Origin of the sequence: Algoriphagus ratkowskyi, assembly GCF_002150505.1 — a bacterium.
In the GTDB taxonomy this organism is placed as follows: domain Bacteria; phylum Bacteroidota; class Bacteroidia; order Cytophagales; family Cyclobacteriaceae; genus Algoriphagus; species Algoriphagus ratkowskyi.
On the sequence record NZ_MSSV01000004.1, the window covers coordinates 247,673 to 266,630 of the forward strand.

The following is an 18,958-nucleotide window of genomic DNA, read 5'->3' on the forward strand; positions in this document are numbered from 1 at the left end:
AGATGAATTTCTCCTTTCCTTAGCTGATGAAAATCATTACTTTTGCACCAAATAGCCACACAAAGGAATGTTTGATAATTTAAGTTTAAAATTAGACCGTGCTTTCAAAACGCTGAAAGGAACCGGGACAATCACCGAAATAAACGTCGCAACGACCGTCAAAGAGATTAGAAGAGCTTTGATTGATGCCGATGTTAACTATAAAGTAGCCAAAGAAGTCACGGATACCATCAAGACCGAAGCCCTTGGTCGTGATGTTTTGATCTCTGTTTCTCCAGGTCAATTGCTGATCAAAATCACCCAAGAAGAGCTGACCAAGCTCATGGGCGGCAAGAAAGAGGATATCAATATCTCTGGCGATCCTGCCGTTATTTTGATTTCCGGTCTTCAGGGTTCTGGTAAAACTACCTTTACAGGAAAGCTTGGAGCTCACTTGAAGAAGCAAGGAAGACAGGTATTGTTGGTGGCTTGTGATATCTACCGACCAGCTGCGATAGATCAGCTGAAAGTATTGGGTCAGCAAATCGGAGTAGAGGTTTACGCTGAACCTGAGAATAAGAATGCACTGGAGATTGCTACTAATGCGATCGCTTATGCAAAGAAGACAGGTAAGAAAACTGTCGTAGTGGATACTGCAGGTCGTCTGGCTGTGGATGACGTGATGATGAAGGAAATTGAGGCCTTGAAAAAAGCCTTGAATCCATCTGAGACACTTTTTGTAGTCGATTCCATGACTGGTCAGGATGCGGTGAATACTGCGAAGACCTTTGACGAGCGATTGAATTTCGACGGAGTCGTACTGACGAAACTAGATGGCGATACCCGAGGTGGTGCAGCGATTTCTATTCGTCACGTAGTGAATAAGCCGATCAAGTTTATCTCTACAGGTGAGAAAATGGAAGATCTGGATGTGTTCCACCCAGATCGTATGGCTCAGAGAATCCTAGGCATGGGTGATGTGATTTCCTTGGTGGAAAGAGCACAGCAGTCCTTTGACGAAGATGAAGCCAAGCGAATCAACTCGAAGATCCGTACCAATAATTTCAACTTTGATGATTTCCTTTCTCAACTAGAGCAGGTGAAGAAAATGGGTAACATCAAGGACTTGTTAGGAATGATTCCTGGTATGGGCAAAGCCATGAAAGGAATGGATATCGACGATGATTCTTTCAAACCTATCGAAGCTATCATTAGATCTATGACTCCAGCCGAGCGTGAGCAACCAGATATTATCGATGGAAATAGAAGAAAGAGACTTGCTGCGGGATCTGGTAGAACGATCGTGGAGGTGAATAATCTCATGAAGCAATTTTCAGATATGCGCAAGATGATGAAGCAAATGAATAAAATGGGCGGTGCTAAAGCTGCTATGAGCAAGATGCTTCCACAGGGAAAAGGAGGAAGAAGATAGAAATTGAAACCCGGTCGAGAGATCGGGTTTTTTGTTTTTTAACTTTTTTAACCGCAGTGGACACAGAGTTTTCGCAGAGAACGCAGTTGTCCTGCTTCTCCAGAAGCTAGACTTAATTAGTTGTTTTCAACTAATTCTTAAAATATTGGACCAAAATAGTAGCGTTTGGAAGATCGTTGACGTAAAGTTTAAGATTTTGATTTTATTCTTTTCAGCAAAAACTTTAATTTCACAAAACCAATTTTCAGATGAAAACAAAACTGTTTCCGTTGTTCGCCTTGTTCTTCATCTTGTTTAGCTGTAAAGATGACGATGAAATTTCTCCTAATGCAAAAATAGAAGGGAAGTATAGGTATAGTTCTGAGGGGAATATGTCATGGATAGATAAAACTTTCAATTTTGTGGACGTGATGGAGTTTAAGTCTGATGGTACTGTGACTGGAGAGAGCTACACCACTGACTTAGGATCGGATAAAATTTTAGGTTATAGAGGTTATTTTTCAGGTACTTATTCTATCGTTAATGGAAAAGTCACTATCACTTATCAAGAATCATATCACATGAATATTGAAGATGTTAATTACCTACCGAAAGCGGATCTAACACTTTCATCAGTAGATGACTATTATTCTGATTTTAGTATTGCGGAGGATTATTCTGCACTTTCATTTATTTGCCCATCAAATGCATTTTGCACTACTTTACCTATTTTCAATAAAATTAATTGAAATGATAACTTTATTGAAAAAGCCTGTTTTCATATTCGAAAACAGGCTTTTTTATGGCTTCAAGAATCCAATCAATTCATCCACCGGCTCATAAACTCTAAGAAAGCTTCCTTGTAGTTGTCACTAACACTGATGTGGTTTTTCCCGATTTGTATGACGTTTTTAGAAACAGAATCTATGTGATCCAAGGCCACGATATACGAACGATGAACTCTCATAAACTTATCTGAAGGAAGTAATTCTTCCATGCTTTTCAAGCTAGTCAAAGATAGAAGCGGATTTGGCCTGGAAAGTAAATGTACTTTTACATAATCTTTGTATGCTTCCACATAAGCAATGTCCTTCAGATTTACCTTGACGAGTTGATATTCTACCTTGAGGAAAATATATTCAGGTGTACCGCTTTCGATCTTAACGACTTCCGTTTTGTTTAGTGCTTGTCTTTCGAAGTAGGAAAAAGCCTTAGTAGCCGCCTTTAAAAAATCTTCGTAACTATACGGTTTAAGAAGATAATCTAAGGCTTCCACTTTGTACCCTTCGATGGCAAATTGATGATAGGCTGTCGCAAAAATAATTCGAGTTTTATCTGAATTTTTTTTTCCTTCTAACACCCGCGCTAGTTCCATGCCTGATAGATCTGGCATCTGTATATCCATAAAAGCGAGTTGAACCTCGTTTTGGTTGATAAAACCCAGCGCTTCAATAGCATTGGAGAACTTACCAATCAAGTTCAAAAATGAGGTTTGCTCGATGAACTTGCCCAATAACTCCAGGGCTAGAGGTTCGTCGTCAATGGCTACGCAGTTAAGTTTCATCTGTTTATTATTTTTCGATTGTCAGATAGCCTGTCCCGATTTTTCTTCGGGAGAATCTTGCTTGGGAAATTGCAATCCCAGTTTGTGACCTAGTTGTCATGCTCGATTTCATTCTAAATTGATCGTAAGATTTACCCAATACTCCTGTTTGTCTTCATCTTTTCCAAATTTCAATCGGTACTTGTCTGGATAGAGCAGGCTCAATCTTCTTTGCGTATTCACGAGTCCGATACCATTTTCATTGGCTTCAGGACTATCTGAGTACGCTGGGAAAATATGGTTTTTTGTTTCAAAAAACACGGTACTTCCCATTACTTCCAATTTGATCATTATCTCACTTGGGTGCTGACTACTTACGCCATGTTTGAATGAATTCTCTAAAAAAGGAAGTAAAAGCATGGGAGCAATAACCAGATCATCTTTTGGCTCTTCCACAGAAATATTGAGTGTCACTTTTTCAGTTAATCTCATTTTCATCAATTCTATATAATCATTAATGAAGCCTACCTCACGGCTAAGCAGCGTTTCATTTTTTTGATTCTCATAGAGGACATAACGCATCATTCGGGACAGTTTCAAAAGTGCTTCCTGAGCCTTTTTAACATCCAAATTTGTCAGTGCATAGATGTTGTTAAGGGTGTTAAAAAAGAAATGGGGATTGATCTGAGCCTTTAAATATGAGAGTTCTGTGTTTATTCTCTGCTCATCAAGTTCTCTACGCAATAGCTCGTCCTTCTGCCACTTCTGAACTGAAGCTACCGATGTACTTATACCAATAGTCAACAGGTAGATCATAATATTAAATACATCTCCAGAAATTCTTCTCCCTTTATTTACATATGGTTTATCTGGATTGAATGCTTTATGCATTAGCTCAGGCAAATTCAGGAAGTTTTCAGCGTATATGAGTAAGCCTACGAATAGCACTCCCCCCAGAATAATTGTGAGCAGATATATAGCATGCTTTCCCTTTAACAGCACATTCGGCACAAACCAAAGCATATTCACATAGAATAGGCTAATCAGAAATATTGCCATTAGTACCTGTCTAAACCAAAATTCTAATGGGATATCTACTCGCCAAGAAAGCGGTGAAAGGAGAAGGAGCACGGTACTAAGCATAGCCCAACCTAGTATATGCACTAGAATAGAAACTCTACTTTTGGGATTGAGGTTGATCATAAATATGATTTTCAGTAACCAAACTAAAGCAATCCACTTCTCTATATAAAATGTAATCTACGAATTGGGTAATTCTGACTACCAATAGCCTATATAAACGGATAAATCGATTCACAGATAAATTACCTTGTTTGGTCTGGCCAAATGAGGGGTCTGTCGATAAAATTACCCCAACCGTCTATTTACTGAAAAACTGCGAAACAAACCCCGTTGTTTTGGGGTATCAAATAGCACGAGGCCCTTAATCGAGATTATCTGGTGATCAATTACAGGACTTCCCAAAGATTAAAAGTAACCCATGTATCATCAGCCCAACAGAGTAACTATCTACTACAAATGAAAAAATTATTTAACATTATCGCAGTTTTTCTTCTAATCAGCTCCAGCGCCGTAGTGGCCCAGCAGACTTCAGGGAAAGAAGCTACTCCTTCTAGAATTGTTGGTGTGGCCATGGATTCAAAAACAGGAGATCCTGTAGCTTATGCTACTGCCGCACTATATGTAGCGGGTAGTGAGACAAATATTGCTGGTGCTGTTGCAGATGGCGATGGTAAATTTTTTATAACTGGTATGGACCTAGGAACCTATGATTTGAAAGTTAGCTTTCTTGGTTTTGAAACCAAAACTGTCAACAGTATCCAAGTTGTCTCAAAGACTGGAGAGGTAAATATCGGAGAGATCCAAATGACTGACGAAGGACTGGCGCTTGAAGAGGTGACGGTACAAGGTCAGCGAGATTTGATTGAGGAGCGTGTGGATCGCACAATATATAAAGCGGAAAATGACAAAACCACAGCAGGAGGTGACGGTACAGACGTGCTTAGAAGAGTGCCTATGCTTTCTGTAGATTTGGACGGTAACGTTTCCATGAGAGGATCTAGCAATATAACAGTATTGATTGATGGAAGACCTTCAGCTATCGCTGCAAGTAGTATCACGGATGCATTGAAGCAGATTCCTGCTGACGAAATCAAGGAGGTAGAAGTAATCACTTCTCCATCGGCCAAATACGATGCTGAAGGAACTTCAGGAGTAATCAACATCATTACCAAAAAGAATAATTTACAGGGAATGTCCGCAAATATTCGTACAGGAGTTGGTTTAAGAGGCTCTGATTTGGGTTTAAACGCCAGTGCGAGAAAAGGTAAGTTTGGTTTTACTCTTGGTGGACATGGAAGAGCGGGCTATAATACTCTTGGTAGCTTTGAAAATACACAAATGACTTTGAATGAAGATGGTACTACCTCTACAGTAATTCAGTCTGCTGACACTAAAAGTAACATGCTTTTCGGTAGATATAACTTTGGAGTGGATTATGAGATCGACAAATACAACTTTTTGACTGGTGCAGTTAATTTCGGAATAAGAAATAGAAGCAGTGACCAGGATAACTTCATTACTCAGAATTTTATCGATGGTAGTCTAATCAGAAATGCACTTAGAGAAACAGACACGAAAGACAATTCAAATTCTGTGGACATCAGTCTGAATTACACCAAAACCTTTGAGAAAAAAGGGAAAGATATATCCTTGTTGACTTTGTATAGTAGAAACAACGGTGAAAATTCATTTGTGAATACGCTCTTTGAAGAGGATTTATCCACTATTAATTCAAGATTGAAGAATGATAATCCAAGCAAAAATGAAGAGTTTACTGTTCAGCTTGATTTTGTAGAACCACTAGGAAAAGATGGGAAATCGATTTTAGAATACGGTGCTAAAAATATCTTAAGAAAGGCATATTCAGATTTCGCTTACTTCGCAGCAGATGGGGCAGATGGAGCGTATGTTGAAAGTGAAAACCCAAATTTATCCAATGCCTTTAGTTATGACCAAAATGTAACTGCGGGTTACGTTTCGTACACTGCAACTTTGTTAAAAAACTATACGATCAAGCCAGGGATTCGATACGAGTACACAACGATCGCAGCGGATTTCAAAACAGAATCTTCTGTAGCTGATATTCCTTCTTATGGTACGTTTGTCCCAAGTTTGAACTTGAGCAGAAAGCTTTCTAATGGCAACTTGATCAAAGCTTCTTACAACAGAAGGATTTCTCGTCCATCACTTAGATATTTAAATCCAAATATTAACGCATCTAATCCTCTTCAGATATCTCAAGGTAATCCAGAGTTGGATCCAGAATTTACAGACAATTATGAGTTAGGTTACAGCACTTTCTTTAAAAGCACGATGGTGAGTTTCAGTGGATTCTTCAGAAACACTACTGGATCTATTCAATCTGTGAGAACTGTGGAGGAGGATGGTGTGATCTACACTGGATATGACAATATAGGGAATGAGAGAGCCTATGGCACTAACGTTTTCACTAATATCAGCATAGGAAATAAATTTTCATTGAACGGAAGTGTAGATGCTTATTACGCATTCCTTGATAATGGACTTACAAACCCTCTTTATGCTGCTTCTAATGAAGGCTTTGTGATCAGTGGTCGACTATTCGGTAACTACACGCTACCTAAAGATTGGCAGGTACAAGCATTCACTTTTGCTAGAGGACGTCAAGTTCAATTGCAAGGTTCTTCTGGAGGATTTGCTGCATATGGATTAGGACTTAACAAGCAATTTGACGAGAAAAGAGGTAGCATTGGCTTCGGAGCAGATAACTTCCTTACTAAAGAATTTAAAATCAAAAACGAAATCATTACACCAACAATTGTTCAGAATAGCACCAATATCATGCGTAACATGAACTTCAAGATCAACTTTAGCTATAGAATCGGTAAGCTAAGCGTAGATCAGAAGACTAGAAAAAAGAAATCTGTTACTAATGATGACTTGAAGAGTGGAAGCGAAGGTGGAGCAAGTGAGATGACTCAGAACAAGTAATTATAGAAAAAAATAAAGTAGATTGGGTTACAAGAGAAAATCCCACCTTCGTATGAGGGTGGGTTTTTTTTGCATGATGATTTTAACCACAAAGAGCGAGGACGTTGAGCAAAGTACGGAAGTGCTTCAATTTAATTTTTTTAATGTCTGTTATTACTAATGTTGATTTTTTATTTTGTTAGACTTTGAGAAGTCGAAGCCACGCTACGCCTCTCGTGTCCAATGATAAACAGATGCTTAGGTGTTTGAAGTCTTCAGACTTGGAGATAATCAATGAAGTCTCCTAATGGTTTTCGATCCTCCATTTGTGTAGAAGAACGACTACAATTGAAAAAGAAAAAGCCCGACTTCAAATCAATGAAATCGGGCTTTTCTATAAATGAGAAAGGACTACTTGTAGCAGACTTTCTTAATTGCTTCAATAGTTCGCTTCACATTTGGCAGAGTTGCTTCAATGTAAGCAGGAGAGTAACTAAGTGGGATATCCATGGAGTTTACACGGATCACAGGTGAGTCTAGGTAGTCAAAGGCATAACGTTGGAAGTGGTATGTCAATTCAGACGAAATACCTGCGATTGGGTTAGCTTCTTCCACGATTACTACGCGATTGGTTTTCTTTAAAGACTCCATGCAAGTAGCATAATCTATAGGTCTCACTGTACGAAGGTCAATAACTTCAGCTTCGATGCCTTCTTTGGCCATTTCTTCGGCTGCTTCTAAGGCTACTTTCATCATTTTCCCAAAGGATATTACTGTTACGTCTTTCCCTTTTCTCTTCACGTCAGCTACGCCGATTGGAAGCAGATATTCACCTTCAGGGACTTCGCCTTTATCGGAATACATTACTTCAGATTCCATGAAGATCACTGGGTCTGGATCACGAATTGCAGCTTTCATCAAGCCTTTAGCATCGTAAGGATTGGAAGGTACGATTACTTTTAGACCTGGCGTATTTGCAAACCAGTTCTCAAAGTTGGAAGAGTGAGTTGCACCCAACTGTCCAGCATTTCCCGTAGGGCCTCTGAAAACAACTGGAACGCTGTAAGCTCCACCAGACATCGCTAGCATTTTGGCAGCAGAGTTAATTATCTGATCTATTGCTACTAGAGAGAAGTTGAAAGTCATGAATTCAACGATTGGTTTCAAGCCATTCATTGCTGCACCTACTGCCAAACCGGAAAATCCAAGTTCGGCGATCGGAGTGTCATAGACACGTTCAGGGCCGAATTCTTCCAGCATTCCTTGTGATACTTTGTATGCTCCGTTATATTCAGCAACTTCTTCGCCCATCAGAAAAACGTCTTTATCACGTCTCATTTCTTCAGACATCGCCTCTCTTAAGGCCTCTCGAAACTGTATTTCTCTCATTAGTTTATGACAAAATTTAGGATCGTAAAAATAGAAAGGAATTGCCCAAAACCAAAAATTAAGACTGCTTTATGCCTAATTGATTAGCTTAAATACACGGTTTTTGAATTAACTAAGCCTAAAATCCTTTTTTCTCCCAATTGTATTTTGAAACAAGCTTTTCTCATCTCGTCCCAAGGGAGTTGGAAAGGAGGGCTGACTGCGGATTCAAGGCTACTCATTTGCACTTGATTTAACAGGTGTATTCCATGCATTCTCTCATACATGTTTCTTTTTTAGCCTAGTCAAGCCCATATTTCAATTCCGGTCTATTTCTCTAGTTCTACTTAGAGTACTTATCTAAATGATTAATACTCCACTTGGGCAAATTGTTATGACTAACGATAGTTATTTTTCTATCGGCTTGTCAGCTTCTTTCCAAGCGTCAATGCCGCCTTCGAGTGCATAGACATGTGTAAAGCCAGCTTTTTTCATAAGTTTAGCTGCTTGATCAGATCTTGTGCCTGCTTTGCAATAAACTAGGTACGTTCTTTTTTTGTCAAGCTTTGCAATCTCCGTTTTAAAATTCTCATTTTGAAAATCCATGTTAATGGCTCCGATCAGATGACCTTCTGACACTTCTCCGGGAGAACGGACGTCAAGTACTCTCACTGCCCCTTTGTTTTTCATCAAACCTTCAAATTCTGCTACGCTAATGTTTTTGACTGGAGAGGTTTGTGCATAATTAAAATCGATTTTGACCATGATGAGAGTCAGTACAAGAATTAAAATATTTAGAATTTTCATGAACTATGAGTTTGATGTGAAAGTTTGCTATTCCATATTGAAATGAAAATTAAACAAGATTAAATTCAAATGCCTAGTAAAATCGCACTCATATCTGATTCTCATAGTTACATAGATCAAAAAACCATCAAATACTTAGATGATGTGGATGAGGTATGGCATGCCGGTGATATCGGGAGTTTTGATGTCATGGATGCCTTACCAAAAGGAAAACTTGTGCGGGCTGTTTTTGGCAATATTGATGATAAGGCTATGCAACAAGAATATCCTGAGTGGCAGGAGTTCTCGCTAGAGGGAGTGAAGGTGCTTATGACGCACATCGGAGGCAAACCTCCCCGCTACGCTATTGGAGTAAAAACTAAAATCAAGTCTGCAGCACCCGATCTATTTATTTGCGGGCACTCACATATTTGCAAGGTGGAATTTGATAAAACGGTAAACTGTCTCTATATGAATCCAGGGGCGATTGGTCAGCATGGATTTCATGTGATGCGAACGATGCTACTTTTTGACTTAGATGGGGGAAAGGTGCAGAATCTGCGTGTGGTGGAATTGGGTAAAAGGGGGAAGGTGTTATAAGTCTTGTAAGAGGTAAGAAGCGGAAGGTTTACTCAGTTTCGACGAAGAGTTTAATCTAAGTCGTAAATGGTGAGATGTGAAAAGTGGCCTTTGACTGGTGTAAATTAAATTATACTTTAACCAAGTGGCTGAAAAAAACTGCGTTCTCTGCGTGAAACTCTGCGTTCCCCGCGTTAAAAAAATAACAAGCATACACAAAAAAAAGGCGATCAAATGATCGCCTTAATGTTTTTGCAGAAATAAATATTATTTCGCGAAAGACTTCTTAAGCTCTTCAACGTCCACGTTTCTGATTACAGGCTGAGCAGTCAATTGCTTGATCTTAATCACACGTGTGGTCTGAGATTGTCTTTTTCTTTTAAGTTTTCTCTTCAGTGTAGTAACTGCCATGGTCGTATATTTTTAATAGTATTGTTTCGAAACGAGTCGCAAAAGTAAATAAACATTTCTTTTCAGCCTAAAATAATTTGAGATTTAATTATTGGACTTTTCCATATGGAGGGAGCATTTCCTTTTTTTTGAATAAATTTGGCAGCTAATCACCAAAGAACTACCGATGCAAAAGCCAAGTCTGCCAAAAGGAACCCGGGATTTCGGGACGATTCAGATGGCCAGAAGAAATTATATCCTAGATACCATCAAAGGTACTTTTCAGCTTTTTGGCTACAATCAGATTGAAACTCCTGCGATGGAGAATCTCAATACGTTGACAGGTAAGTATGGCGATGAAGGAGATCAGCTGCTATTTAAGATATTGAATAGTGGGGATTATCTTAAGAGTGTCACTGCTGAAGATTTTCAAGGTGGTTCAAAACAGACTTTGACTAAGGTTTCTGAGAAGGGACTACGTTACGATTTGACGGTGCCTTTTGCTCGCTTTGTGGTAATGAATAAGAATGATTTGACTTTTCCTTTCAAGCGCTTCCAGATTCAGCCAGTTTGGCGAGCAGATCGACCTCAAAAGGGTAGGTACCGCGAATTTTATCAGTGTGATGCAGATGTGGTAGGGACGGATAGCTTACTTTGCGAAGCAGAAATAATCTTGATGATCCGCTCTGTATTTGAGAAATTGAAATTGACAGATTATAGCATCAAACTGAATAATCGAAAAGTTCTTACTGGAATCTCCGAAGCTATCGGGGAAGCTGGAAAAGAAGGTCCGCTTTGCGTGGCGATAGATAAGCTCGACAAGATTGGTTGGGAGAAAGTAAAAGAAGAATTGAGCGAGCGTGGTTTTGCCGACAGTTCTATAGAAAAATTAGCTCCATTAGTGAAATTAGAAACTGATCAAGCCGGTAAGCTGGAATACCTAAAAGAGTTCTTGGCGGCGAGTGAGATTGGACTTCAGGGTGTGAGTGAATTGGAAGAGGTTTTCCAGCTACTTACTAGCATGGGTGAAAACTTAGATTTTGTTGATCTGGACATCATGTTAGCTCGTGGACTCTCGTATTATACCGGAGCTATTTTCGAAGTGAAAGTAAACCATGTGTCGATAGGATCCGTCAGTGGAGGTGGTCGCTATGATAACTTGACTGAGAATTTCGGGCTCAAGGAGAGAATGTCGGGCGTCGGATTTTCATTTGGCGTAGATAGACTTTATGATGTTTTAGAGGAATTGGATTTATTTCCAGAGGATAGTGTTCAGAGCACAAAGGTTCTCTTAACTCACTTTGATCAGAAAGCATTTATATATGCCTTAGGTTTGTTGAAGAAATTTAGAGCTGCGGGAATTAAAGCAGAACTCTATCCTGATGTGACTAAGATGAAAAAGCAACTTGATTTTGCTTCTAAAAAAGCAATACCATTTGTGGGAATATGTGGCGACTCAGAGATAGATGCAAATGTTATTGCATTAAAAAATTTGGAGACCGGTGCCCAAGAGTCTGTAACCTTAGAAGAGGCAATCGAGCGATTGAAATAAAGTAAACTCACGATCAATAAGATCTTAATACTGAAAATATGTTTGATATAATGGGGATGATGGGTAAAGTGAAAGAAGCCCAGGCAAAAATTAAAGAGGCACAGTCAAAAATGGTCTATCTCACTGAAACTGGTGAGGCGGGAGCTGGGCTGGTGAAAGTGACTGTAAATGGAGATAGGAAAGTAGTGAAAATAGATTTTGATGAATCGCTACTTTCTCCTAAAGACAAAGAAATGCTGAGCGATCTAATTGTGGCGGCTACAAACATTGCCATGACAGAAATGGAAATAAAGATCAAAGCAGAAATGAAATCAGCTACAGAAGGCATGATGCCAAATATCCCTGGAATGGATCTAGGAAGTATGTTTGGGTGAAAATGAGCAGAGTAGTTCCGTTACACATAGGTGACAATAATTCATGCGATATTTTAAATAACCGCTGAAATACGATTATAATCAAATGAAATCCTGCGCCATCGTCATATTGAATTACAATGGGGAAGAAATGTTAAAGACATTTCTTCCTTCTGTTTGTATGCATAGCATCCATGATATATGGGTGGTGGACAACTTGAGCACAGACAATTCTCTAAATTTTTTAAAGGGTAATTATCCTCAGATTCAACAAATCAAACTCAATGAGAATTTTGGTTATGCTGGTGGATATAATGAAGGGCTAGCTAAGCTCAGGGGTCAATATGACTATTATATCCTTTTGAATTCTGACGTGGAGGTGACTGCAAGATGGGACTCGGTTCTGATCAATTGGATGCAAGCTCATCCAGCTTATGTTGCTCTCCAACCTAAGATTCTCTCATGGAAGGAGAAAGACAGCTTTGACTATGCAGGAGCAGGTGGTGGGTTTTTAGATGGCTATGGGTATCCCTATTGTCGGGGGAGGATTTGGGATAGCATTGAAAAGGATATAGGTAGCTATAACGATATTATTGATGTGGATTGGGCCTCTGGAGCCTGTATGGTGGTGAAGTCATCAGTTTTCCATCAATTACAGGGCTTTGATTCAGATTTTTTCGCACACATGGAGGAGATAGATCTCTGTTGGCGGATGAGAAAGTCTGGTTGGAAAATAGGCTACAATGGTAGCTCCGTCGTTTATCATCTAGGAGGAGCTACGCTGGATAGAGCAAGTTCTAAGAAAATGTATCTTAATATCCGGAATAGTCTCAGCATGATTTTCAAGAATGAGACTAGGCACAGATTCTACAGGATTTATGCGGTCAAATATTTATTAGAGCATTTGGCGGCATTGAGCTTTGCAAGTAAAGGAGAGAAGGAGTTTTCGAAGGCAGTTTTAGATGCCTATCGAGACTTTAGAATGAAAAAGAATTCAATTGAAAAATTCGAACCGTCATTAGAAGGCCGAGAAGAAGTGAGTAGGAAGGGTAAAGTGGATCTTGTGTTTTGGAATTGGAAGATTTTAGGTAAAAAAAGCTTCAATCAGCTTTAATCAAAAAGAACTGGATTATTCTTTTTCCTAAAAAACTTTCTAATCTTCATGGTCATTGCCATACTTACATACAAAATGACTGGAGAACCCATTGTGACGAATGAAGCATATATAAAGAATAAGCGAATGCTGTCGATAGGGAAATTGAGCCTTTCTCCCAATTTTGAGCATACTCCAAAAGCCCTTTCTTCAAAAAATATTTTCAGCTTTTCCATAATAGTAGATGAGTACGTTGCGGTAAATTTAGGTAAAAGTCTCGTGAATTAACAAATAAGAATGATAGACCAATTGTTTAAGAATATACCAGTTTTATTTCTATTCCTATTATTGCCTCTTTTTGGGAGTTCAATAATGGTGCCCGAAACAGATTTTTTGCACGATTCCAAAGTTGACCCAGGCAAACTAGTATTCTTTAGAGATTCGGTTCGCTTTGAGGTAAAAGGGACAATTCCTATTGAATCGGCCCTAAGCCCAAGAAATCCTACGATCAAATTGCTTTTGAAGTCTTCAGAGAATTCAATTCTATTTGATGATTTTGAACTGATCAAGAGTGTTGCTGAATATTCTTATAAAAAATCTTTTGTAGTAGCCTATGAGCCATGGATGGAAGGCTCGTATTTAGAAGTTCAGTTCTTTCAGGGGAAAAAAGAGCTTGTACAACCGACTCAGAAGAAAGTTTTAGCTAGAGGAGTTATCACTACCCCCTTATTGGCCAAAATAGGAAATGTAAATCCTGATGAGCCAATTCCTCAAATTGGACTTTTTATTTCTACAGGAGTGATAGACGCAGATCTTTCAAGGTCAAAAGAGTTTCTGATCAGATTTGATGCAGGATCGTCCTCGGTCAAAATGAACACTTCAAATAAGCAAACCATAGCTGATTTAAAAACATTTTTGACCGAGAACTCCTCATTGATATCATTTAAAATCATAGGGACACAATCTCCAGAAACTGCAGAAGGGAAAAGCAGTAAACTGGGAATGGACAGATCAGAGGCAGTTATGCAGCTTTTGCACCAATCCAATATTTCACTTAGAGATGACTTGGTGGAAGTAAAGTCAAGGTGGAACGATTGGTTTGATTTTCGATTGCAACTTCGAGGCTATGAAAAAATCTCCACTCAGCGAAAGGATCAATACTATGCAGTTCTGCTTGATGGATCAGACTACCAAAGCCAAACGCAAGCCTTAAAAAAGATACCGGGTTTCAACCAAGTAGCTGTTGATTTGTTTTCAAGTCTGAGAGCTGCCAAAATTGAAGTAGTAGCAAAGCCACTTCCAGGGCTTAACCAGTCGCAGTCTGCCTTACTTCAAAAGGCATTGCAGGAAAGCACCTCAAATTCTGGTCTGGATTTGGCAGATTGGGCCATTGCAGGGGAAGTCACTCCTAGACTAGAAGACAAAGCTAAAATCTACAGTAAAATGACGGAGTTTTTCAGATCTGTCATTCCTTATAATAATTTGGCTGTAGTAAAAATGCGGCTTGCCCAGCGAACGCTTGATCAAGCGTCAAAGGAGGCTCTATGGGAGGAAGCCAATGCTTTACTTTTACAGGCAGCCAAAATTGATTCAGATTCCTACGTGTTACACAATCAAGGACAGATTTTGGTTTTGCAAGGGGATACTTGGGGAGCGTATAAGAAACTCTCAGACGCATCAGTGCTCACTCGGAATCAGGATTTCCTGAAATACAACGAAAGTTTGCGTGGTGCGTTGGATATCATGAGAGGAGATTACAAGCTTGCAACTTTACGATTTGATTATCCTTATACCGAACCTAAAGACTTTTTCAACAAGGGTTTGGCGTATTTTCTATCAGGAGATTATGCCAATGCAAGCTTGTCTTTTGAGGAGTCGGTGATGGCAGGTAGAAATTATGGATATGGATTTTATGGACTGGCAATGGTCGCTGCAGAAAGTGCTCAAATTGAGGTTGCATTATTACAGTTAGACAAAGCAATACATGCTAGTGAATTAATTTATCAGAAGGCCTTAGTAGATCCTATTTTTGAAGAAATCAGAGACTCTGAAGAATTCTTTCAGATTTTCAGAACTTCTGTAACCATAGAAGAGAAGCAATCTCTTAATAAGTAGTCAATTACCGATAGTAAAATCACTTAATTGGACTTTAGCAAGATTTGGGTTAAGTTATAGACATTATATTATTAGGAGGAATTATTCGAAAAAGATCAATATTAGTGCGTATAGCCTAAAATATTCCAAATAAAATTTTAGTATTTAAATTTGAATTCTGTTTTAGAATCTTTAACATTGAAGCTTAAATACAATTATTGTAACCCAAAATACACGCCTATGACCTACTCCTTTTAGAAGAAGTGTGCCTACCTCTCACAGCGTCACTTACAGATGCTCTCAAACCTAAAGGTTTTTAATTAGTTGGTTTATACAGAACCGCGGTATAGTCGCAAAAGTATCCTGTAATTCAGGGAATATGCTTTTGCTATTATTTTGAGTAATGTCGCAAACGATTGCGATGACATAATAAAAGACAAGCTTTGAAATTAATCTTGTTACCCAATCTATCTATGTTTATGAAAAATATTTACAAAAATCTAAGCGCAATTTTACTGCTCTTAGTCCTAACCAGTGCTGCTGCCTTTGCGCAACGAACAGTCACTGGTAAAGTACTAGATGAATTTGATACCGGTCTTCCGGGTGTATCAATCCTAGTGAAAGGTACTACTACAGGAGTAGCTACCGATATTGATGGGAATTATTCTTTAAATGTTCCCAATGATCAAGCTGTCCTAGTTTTCTCTTTTATTGGTTACACCAAAAATGAGCAGGCTGTAGGAAACAGAAGCATCATTAATGTGAAACTTTCTCCAGATGAGACATCTCTTACTGAAATGATTGTCACTGGTTATACCATTGATAGCAGAAGAGAAACAACTGGAGCTATTGCAACTGTTGATCCTAAAGATTTGACAGTGATCCCTACTGGTAACGTAGAGCAGGCTCTTCAAGGTCGTGTTTCTGGTGTTACGGTAATCACAAACGGACAGCCAGGTACAACATCGATTATTCGTGTGCGTGGTTTTGGTTCCTTTGGAGGAAATCAGCCATTGTATATTGTTGATGGACTTCCTGTAGGATCTACAGATTTCTTGAATCCAGATGATATCGAATCAACTACAGTATTGAAAGATGCTGCAGCTGCTTCTATCTATGGTGCTAGAGCATCAAATGGTGTAATTATTTACACCACAAAGAGAGGCCGTAAAGGAGATCAGAAATTAAGAGTCGATTACAGTGGTATGTTCGGTGTAACTACTCCCGGTGATGGTCTTGATATGATGAATCCTCAGGATTTTGCTGAATACACTTGGCTTGCAGAGACTAATCAAGCTATGCAGGACGGCAGAGCGCCTAAGTATGAGCATGCACAATTTGGCAAGGGAACTTCTCCTGTTTTACCGTACTATATAAATGTAGGTGGTGCATCCGGTGTTTCTGGGCCATTTACGGAGGCCCAATTGGCTGCCGAGAGAGAGAAATACAACGTAGATAGAACCAAAGGTGGTGTATATCAGGTAGTAAGAGCTGCAACTGGCGAAGGAACTGACTGGTATAAAGCACTCACCAGAAATGCCCCATTGAATAGACATTCACTCGGTTTAAATGGTGGATCTGAAACTAGCAGATTTTTCATAGGATTAGGCTATCAGGATCAGGCGGGTATTATGTTGAATAACAGTTTCAAAAGGATGACCTTCCGTGCAAACTCTGAGTTTGATGTTGCAAAGAAATTCAGAATTGGTGAAAACTTCCAAGCGACTTACCGTCAGGTATTAGGTCAAACAGGTGGTACTGGCGGACAAGGTGTAGCTCAGGATGAAAATGATATCTTGCAAGCTTTCCGTATGCCATCTATAATTCCTGTTTATGATGAATTCGGTGGTTATGCTGGTACTGCTGCAAAAGGGTTTAACAACCCTAGAAATCCTGTTGCAAACAGAGATGGATTAGTTAACAATAGAAACTTTAATGCCAATATTTTCGGGAATGTGTATGCGGAATATGACATTATTGACAACCTAAAATTCAGAACTTCTATTGGTGGTCAGTACAATAACTATTACTATTGGGACTACAGCAGATTGCAGTATGAGAACTCTGAAAACAACTCGTCATTTGGATATGGTGAAGGATCAGGATTTAATTTCGGTTGGACGTTTACAAATACGCTTAGCTGGAAGAAGCAATTCGAAAAACATGCGTTTGATGTGCTCGTAGGTCAGGAAGCATTGAATAATGGATCAGGTAGAAATATTAGTGCGGGTGGTCAAAATCCGTTTTCTACGGATCCAAACTACGTGACGATCACTAACTTACCAGTGTCCACTAGACAAGTGAATTCTTCTCAATATAAAGGAGTAAATTTCTCTTCTTACTTTGGTAGATTGAACTATACGTACAATGACAAATATCTGTTTAGTGCTGTAGTTAGACGTGATGGAGCATCTGTATTTGGTACAAACTCTAGGTTTGGTACGTTCCCAGCTTTCTCTGCAGCATGGAGAGTTTCATCTGAGAGCTTCCTTGCAGGAGCTACGTGGATAGATGAATTGAAAATTCGTGGTGGATGGGGACAAATGGGTAACTCTAACCCAGTACCTCCTACCAATCAATACTCTCTTTTTGCAGGAAATGTTGGTGCATCATCTTATGATGTAACCGGATCTAACTCTTCCGCATTAATAGGATTTAGAAGAACTAGTATTGGTAACCCAAATACACAGTGGGAAACTGCTGAAACCAAAAACATTGGTTTTGATGGTACTTTCTTTAACGGTAGGTTAGACGTTATTTTTGATGTTTGGCAGAAAGATACTAAGGATTTGTTGTTCCGACTTCCAATCCCACAGACGGCTGGTAGCAATGCTACTCCTCCATTCGTAAATATTGGTCAAATGAAAAACGCAGGTTTGGATCTTTTGGTAGCTGTAAAAGGTAATCTTTCTAGTGACTTTACTTACGATTTGACGGTTACTGCTTCTACTTTGCATAATGAGATAGTAGCTTTAGCTCCAGGTTTGGATATCATCACTGATATTAATCCAAGTTATAGAGGTATTCAGCCAATCAGAAATCAAGTAGGTCAGTCACTTTCTTCTTTTTATGGATACCAGGTCGAAGGTTTATTTAGTTCTGCTCAAGATGTAGACAATCATGCAACTCAATCAGGAGCAGCTCCAGGTCGATTCAAGTATGCTGATATTCAAGGTAGGGATGCAGATGGTGAGCTAACTGGTATGCCAGATGGACAAATAACTCCAGATGACAGAACTTTCATAGGTAGCCCAGTACCTGATTTCACAGGTGGTGTAAACTTTACAGTAGGTTATAAAGGATTAGACTTATCTGTTTATCTATATACTTCTCTTGGTAATGAGATTTTCAACCAGTCAAGATGGTTTACTGATTTCTATCAGACATTTGAAGGTGCTGCAATCTCTGAGCGTTTGAAAGATGCGTGGACTCCACAGAATCTTGGAGCTGAGATTCCAATTGTAGAAAAGACAGCTAACTTCTCAACTTCTGATGTGGCGAATTCATTCTATGTAGAAAATGGTTCTTACTTGAGGTTACAGAACGTTACACTAGGTTACACTCTTCCTGCTAGCTTGCTAGAGAAGTGGAGATTAGAAAGACTTAGAGTATTTGCTTCTGCAAACAACTTGTTCACTATCACAGGCTATAGCGGACTAGATCCAGCAGTAGGTGGAAATGCTGATACAACTTTCGGTATTGATGTAGGTAACTACCCAGTTACTCAGGGTTATACTTTTGGAGTTAATCTTAGCTTCTAAGTATTGATAAATAGATA

Annotated in this window: 15 protein-coding genes; 9 read left to right on the forward strand and 6 right to left on the reverse strand. The window is 39.1% G+C overall.

Annotated elements, in window-relative coordinates; translation table 11 throughout:
- The first annotated feature begins 67 nt into the window (after positions 1–67).
- On the forward strand, positions 68–1,411 hold the full coding sequence (gene ffh / locus BVH02_RS06580) for a signal recognition particle protein (RefSeq protein WP_086500413.1): 1,344 nt from the start codon (positions 68–70) through the stop codon (positions 1,409–1,411).
- A gap of 248 nt (positions 1,412–1,659) precedes the next feature.
- Positions 1,660–2,139, forward strand: coding sequence for a hypothetical protein (locus BVH02_RS06585; protein ID WP_086500415.1), 480 nt, complete (start codon positions 1,660–1,662; stop codon positions 2,137–2,139).
- A 71-nt stretch (positions 2,140–2,210) separates the two neighbouring features.
- On the opposite strand, the gene BVH02_RS06590 is transcribed toward BVH02_RS06585, so the two are convergent.
- Both BVH02_RS06590 and BVH02_RS06595 read right to left on the reverse strand, forming a co-directional pair.
- Positions 2,211–2,954: a LytR/AlgR family response regulator transcription factor gene (locus tag BVH02_RS06590; protein ID WP_086500417.1), complete on the reverse strand. Its 744-nt coding sequence runs from the start codon at positions 2,952–2,954 to the stop codon at positions 2,211–2,213.
- Positions 2,955–3,062: 108 nt separating this feature from the next.
- Complete coding sequence (locus BVH02_RS06595) at positions 3,063–4,136, reverse strand: sensor histidine kinase (RefSeq protein WP_223271822.1); 1,074 nt, start codon at positions 4,134–4,136, stop codon at positions 3,063–3,065.
- A gap of 336 nt (positions 4,137–4,472) precedes the next feature.
- Here BVH02_RS06595 and BVH02_RS06600 point away from each other — a divergent pair, with 336 nt between their 5' ends.
- A complete protein-coding gene (locus BVH02_RS06600) occupies positions 4,473–6,986 on the forward strand; it encodes a TonB-dependent receptor domain-containing protein (RefSeq protein ID WP_086500419.1) in 2,514 nt (837 codons plus the stop codon).
- A gap of 390 nt (positions 6,987–7,376) precedes the next feature.
- On the opposite strand, the gene BVH02_RS06605 is transcribed toward BVH02_RS06600, so the two are convergent.
- The gene (locus BVH02_RS06605) at positions 7,377–8,354 is read right to left on the reverse strand and encodes a pyruvate dehydrogenase complex E1 component subunit beta (RefSeq protein ID WP_086500421.1); all 978 of its coding nucleotides are present in this window, start codon (positions 8,352–8,354) and stop codon (positions 7,377–7,379) included.
- 387 nt (positions 8,355–8,741) lie between these two features.
- Complete coding sequence (locus BVH02_RS06615; protein ID WP_086500429.1) at positions 8,742–9,140, reverse strand: rhodanese-like domain-containing protein; 399 nt, start codon at positions 9,138–9,140, stop codon at positions 8,742–8,744.
- 69 nt (positions 9,141–9,209) lie between these two features.
- Between BVH02_RS06615 and BVH02_RS06620 the strand changes: the two genes are divergently transcribed.
- Entirely contained in the window at positions 9,210–9,719 is a 510-nt protein-coding gene (locus BVH02_RS06620) for a metallophosphoesterase family protein (protein WP_086500432.1), read from the forward strand.
- Between the two features lie 246 nt (positions 9,720–9,965).
- Here BVH02_RS06620 and BVH02_RS21565 read toward each other — a convergent pair whose 3' ends face one another.
- Positions 9,966–10,109, reverse strand: a complete 144-nt coding sequence (locus BVH02_RS21565) for a hypothetical protein (RefSeq protein ID WP_169712834.1) — start codon at positions 10,107–10,109, stop codon at positions 9,966–9,968.
- A 166-nt stretch (positions 10,110–10,275) separates the two neighbouring features.
- Here BVH02_RS21565 and hisS point away from each other — a divergent pair, with 166 nt between their 5' ends.
- The 3 genes from hisS (at position 10,276) to BVH02_RS06635 (ending at position 13,107) form a co-directional block, all read left to right on the forward strand.
- Positions 10,276–11,640: a histidine--tRNA ligase gene (hisS, locus tag BVH02_RS06625; protein WP_086500434.1), complete on the forward strand. Its 1,365-nt coding sequence runs from the start codon at positions 10,276–10,278 to the stop codon at positions 11,638–11,640.
- 38 nt (positions 11,641–11,678) lie between these two features.
- The gene (locus BVH02_RS06630) at positions 11,679–12,014 is read left to right on the forward strand and encodes a YbaB/EbfC family nucleoid-associated protein (protein ID WP_086500437.1); all 336 of its coding nucleotides are present in this window, start codon (positions 11,679–11,681) and stop codon (positions 12,012–12,014) included.
- An 85-nt stretch (positions 12,015–12,099) separates the two neighbouring features.
- Positions 12,100–13,107 (forward strand): glycosyltransferase family 2 protein, encoded by a 1,008-nt coding sequence (locus BVH02_RS06635; protein WP_086500438.1) that lies wholly within the window; start codon positions 12,100–12,102, stop codon positions 13,105–13,107.
- Here the strand turns inward: BVH02_RS06635 and BVH02_RS21740 are convergent.
- Positions 13,104–13,322, reverse strand: coding sequence for a PspC domain-containing protein (locus BVH02_RS21740; protein ID WP_086500440.1), 219 nt, complete (start codon positions 13,320–13,322; stop codon positions 13,104–13,106). The two genes, BVH02_RS06635 and BVH02_RS21740, sit on opposite strands and share 4 nt — an antisense overlap.
- 61 nt (positions 13,323–13,383) lie before the next feature.
- On the opposite strand from BVH02_RS21740, the gene BVH02_RS06645 reads away from it, so the two are divergent.
- Both BVH02_RS06645 and BVH02_RS06650 read left to right on the forward strand, forming a co-directional pair.
- Positions 13,384–15,201: a tetratricopeptide repeat protein gene (locus BVH02_RS06645; protein WP_143244186.1), complete on the forward strand. Its 1,818-nt coding sequence runs from the start codon at positions 13,384–13,386 to the stop codon at positions 15,199–15,201.
- Positions 15,202–15,653: 452 nt separating this feature from the next.
- Positions 15,654–18,941, forward strand: coding sequence for a SusC/RagA family TonB-linked outer membrane protein (locus BVH02_RS06650; RefSeq protein ID WP_086500443.1), 3,288 nt, complete (start codon positions 15,654–15,656; stop codon positions 18,939–18,941).
- The last annotated feature ends 17 nt before the right edge of the window (positions 18,942–18,958 follow it).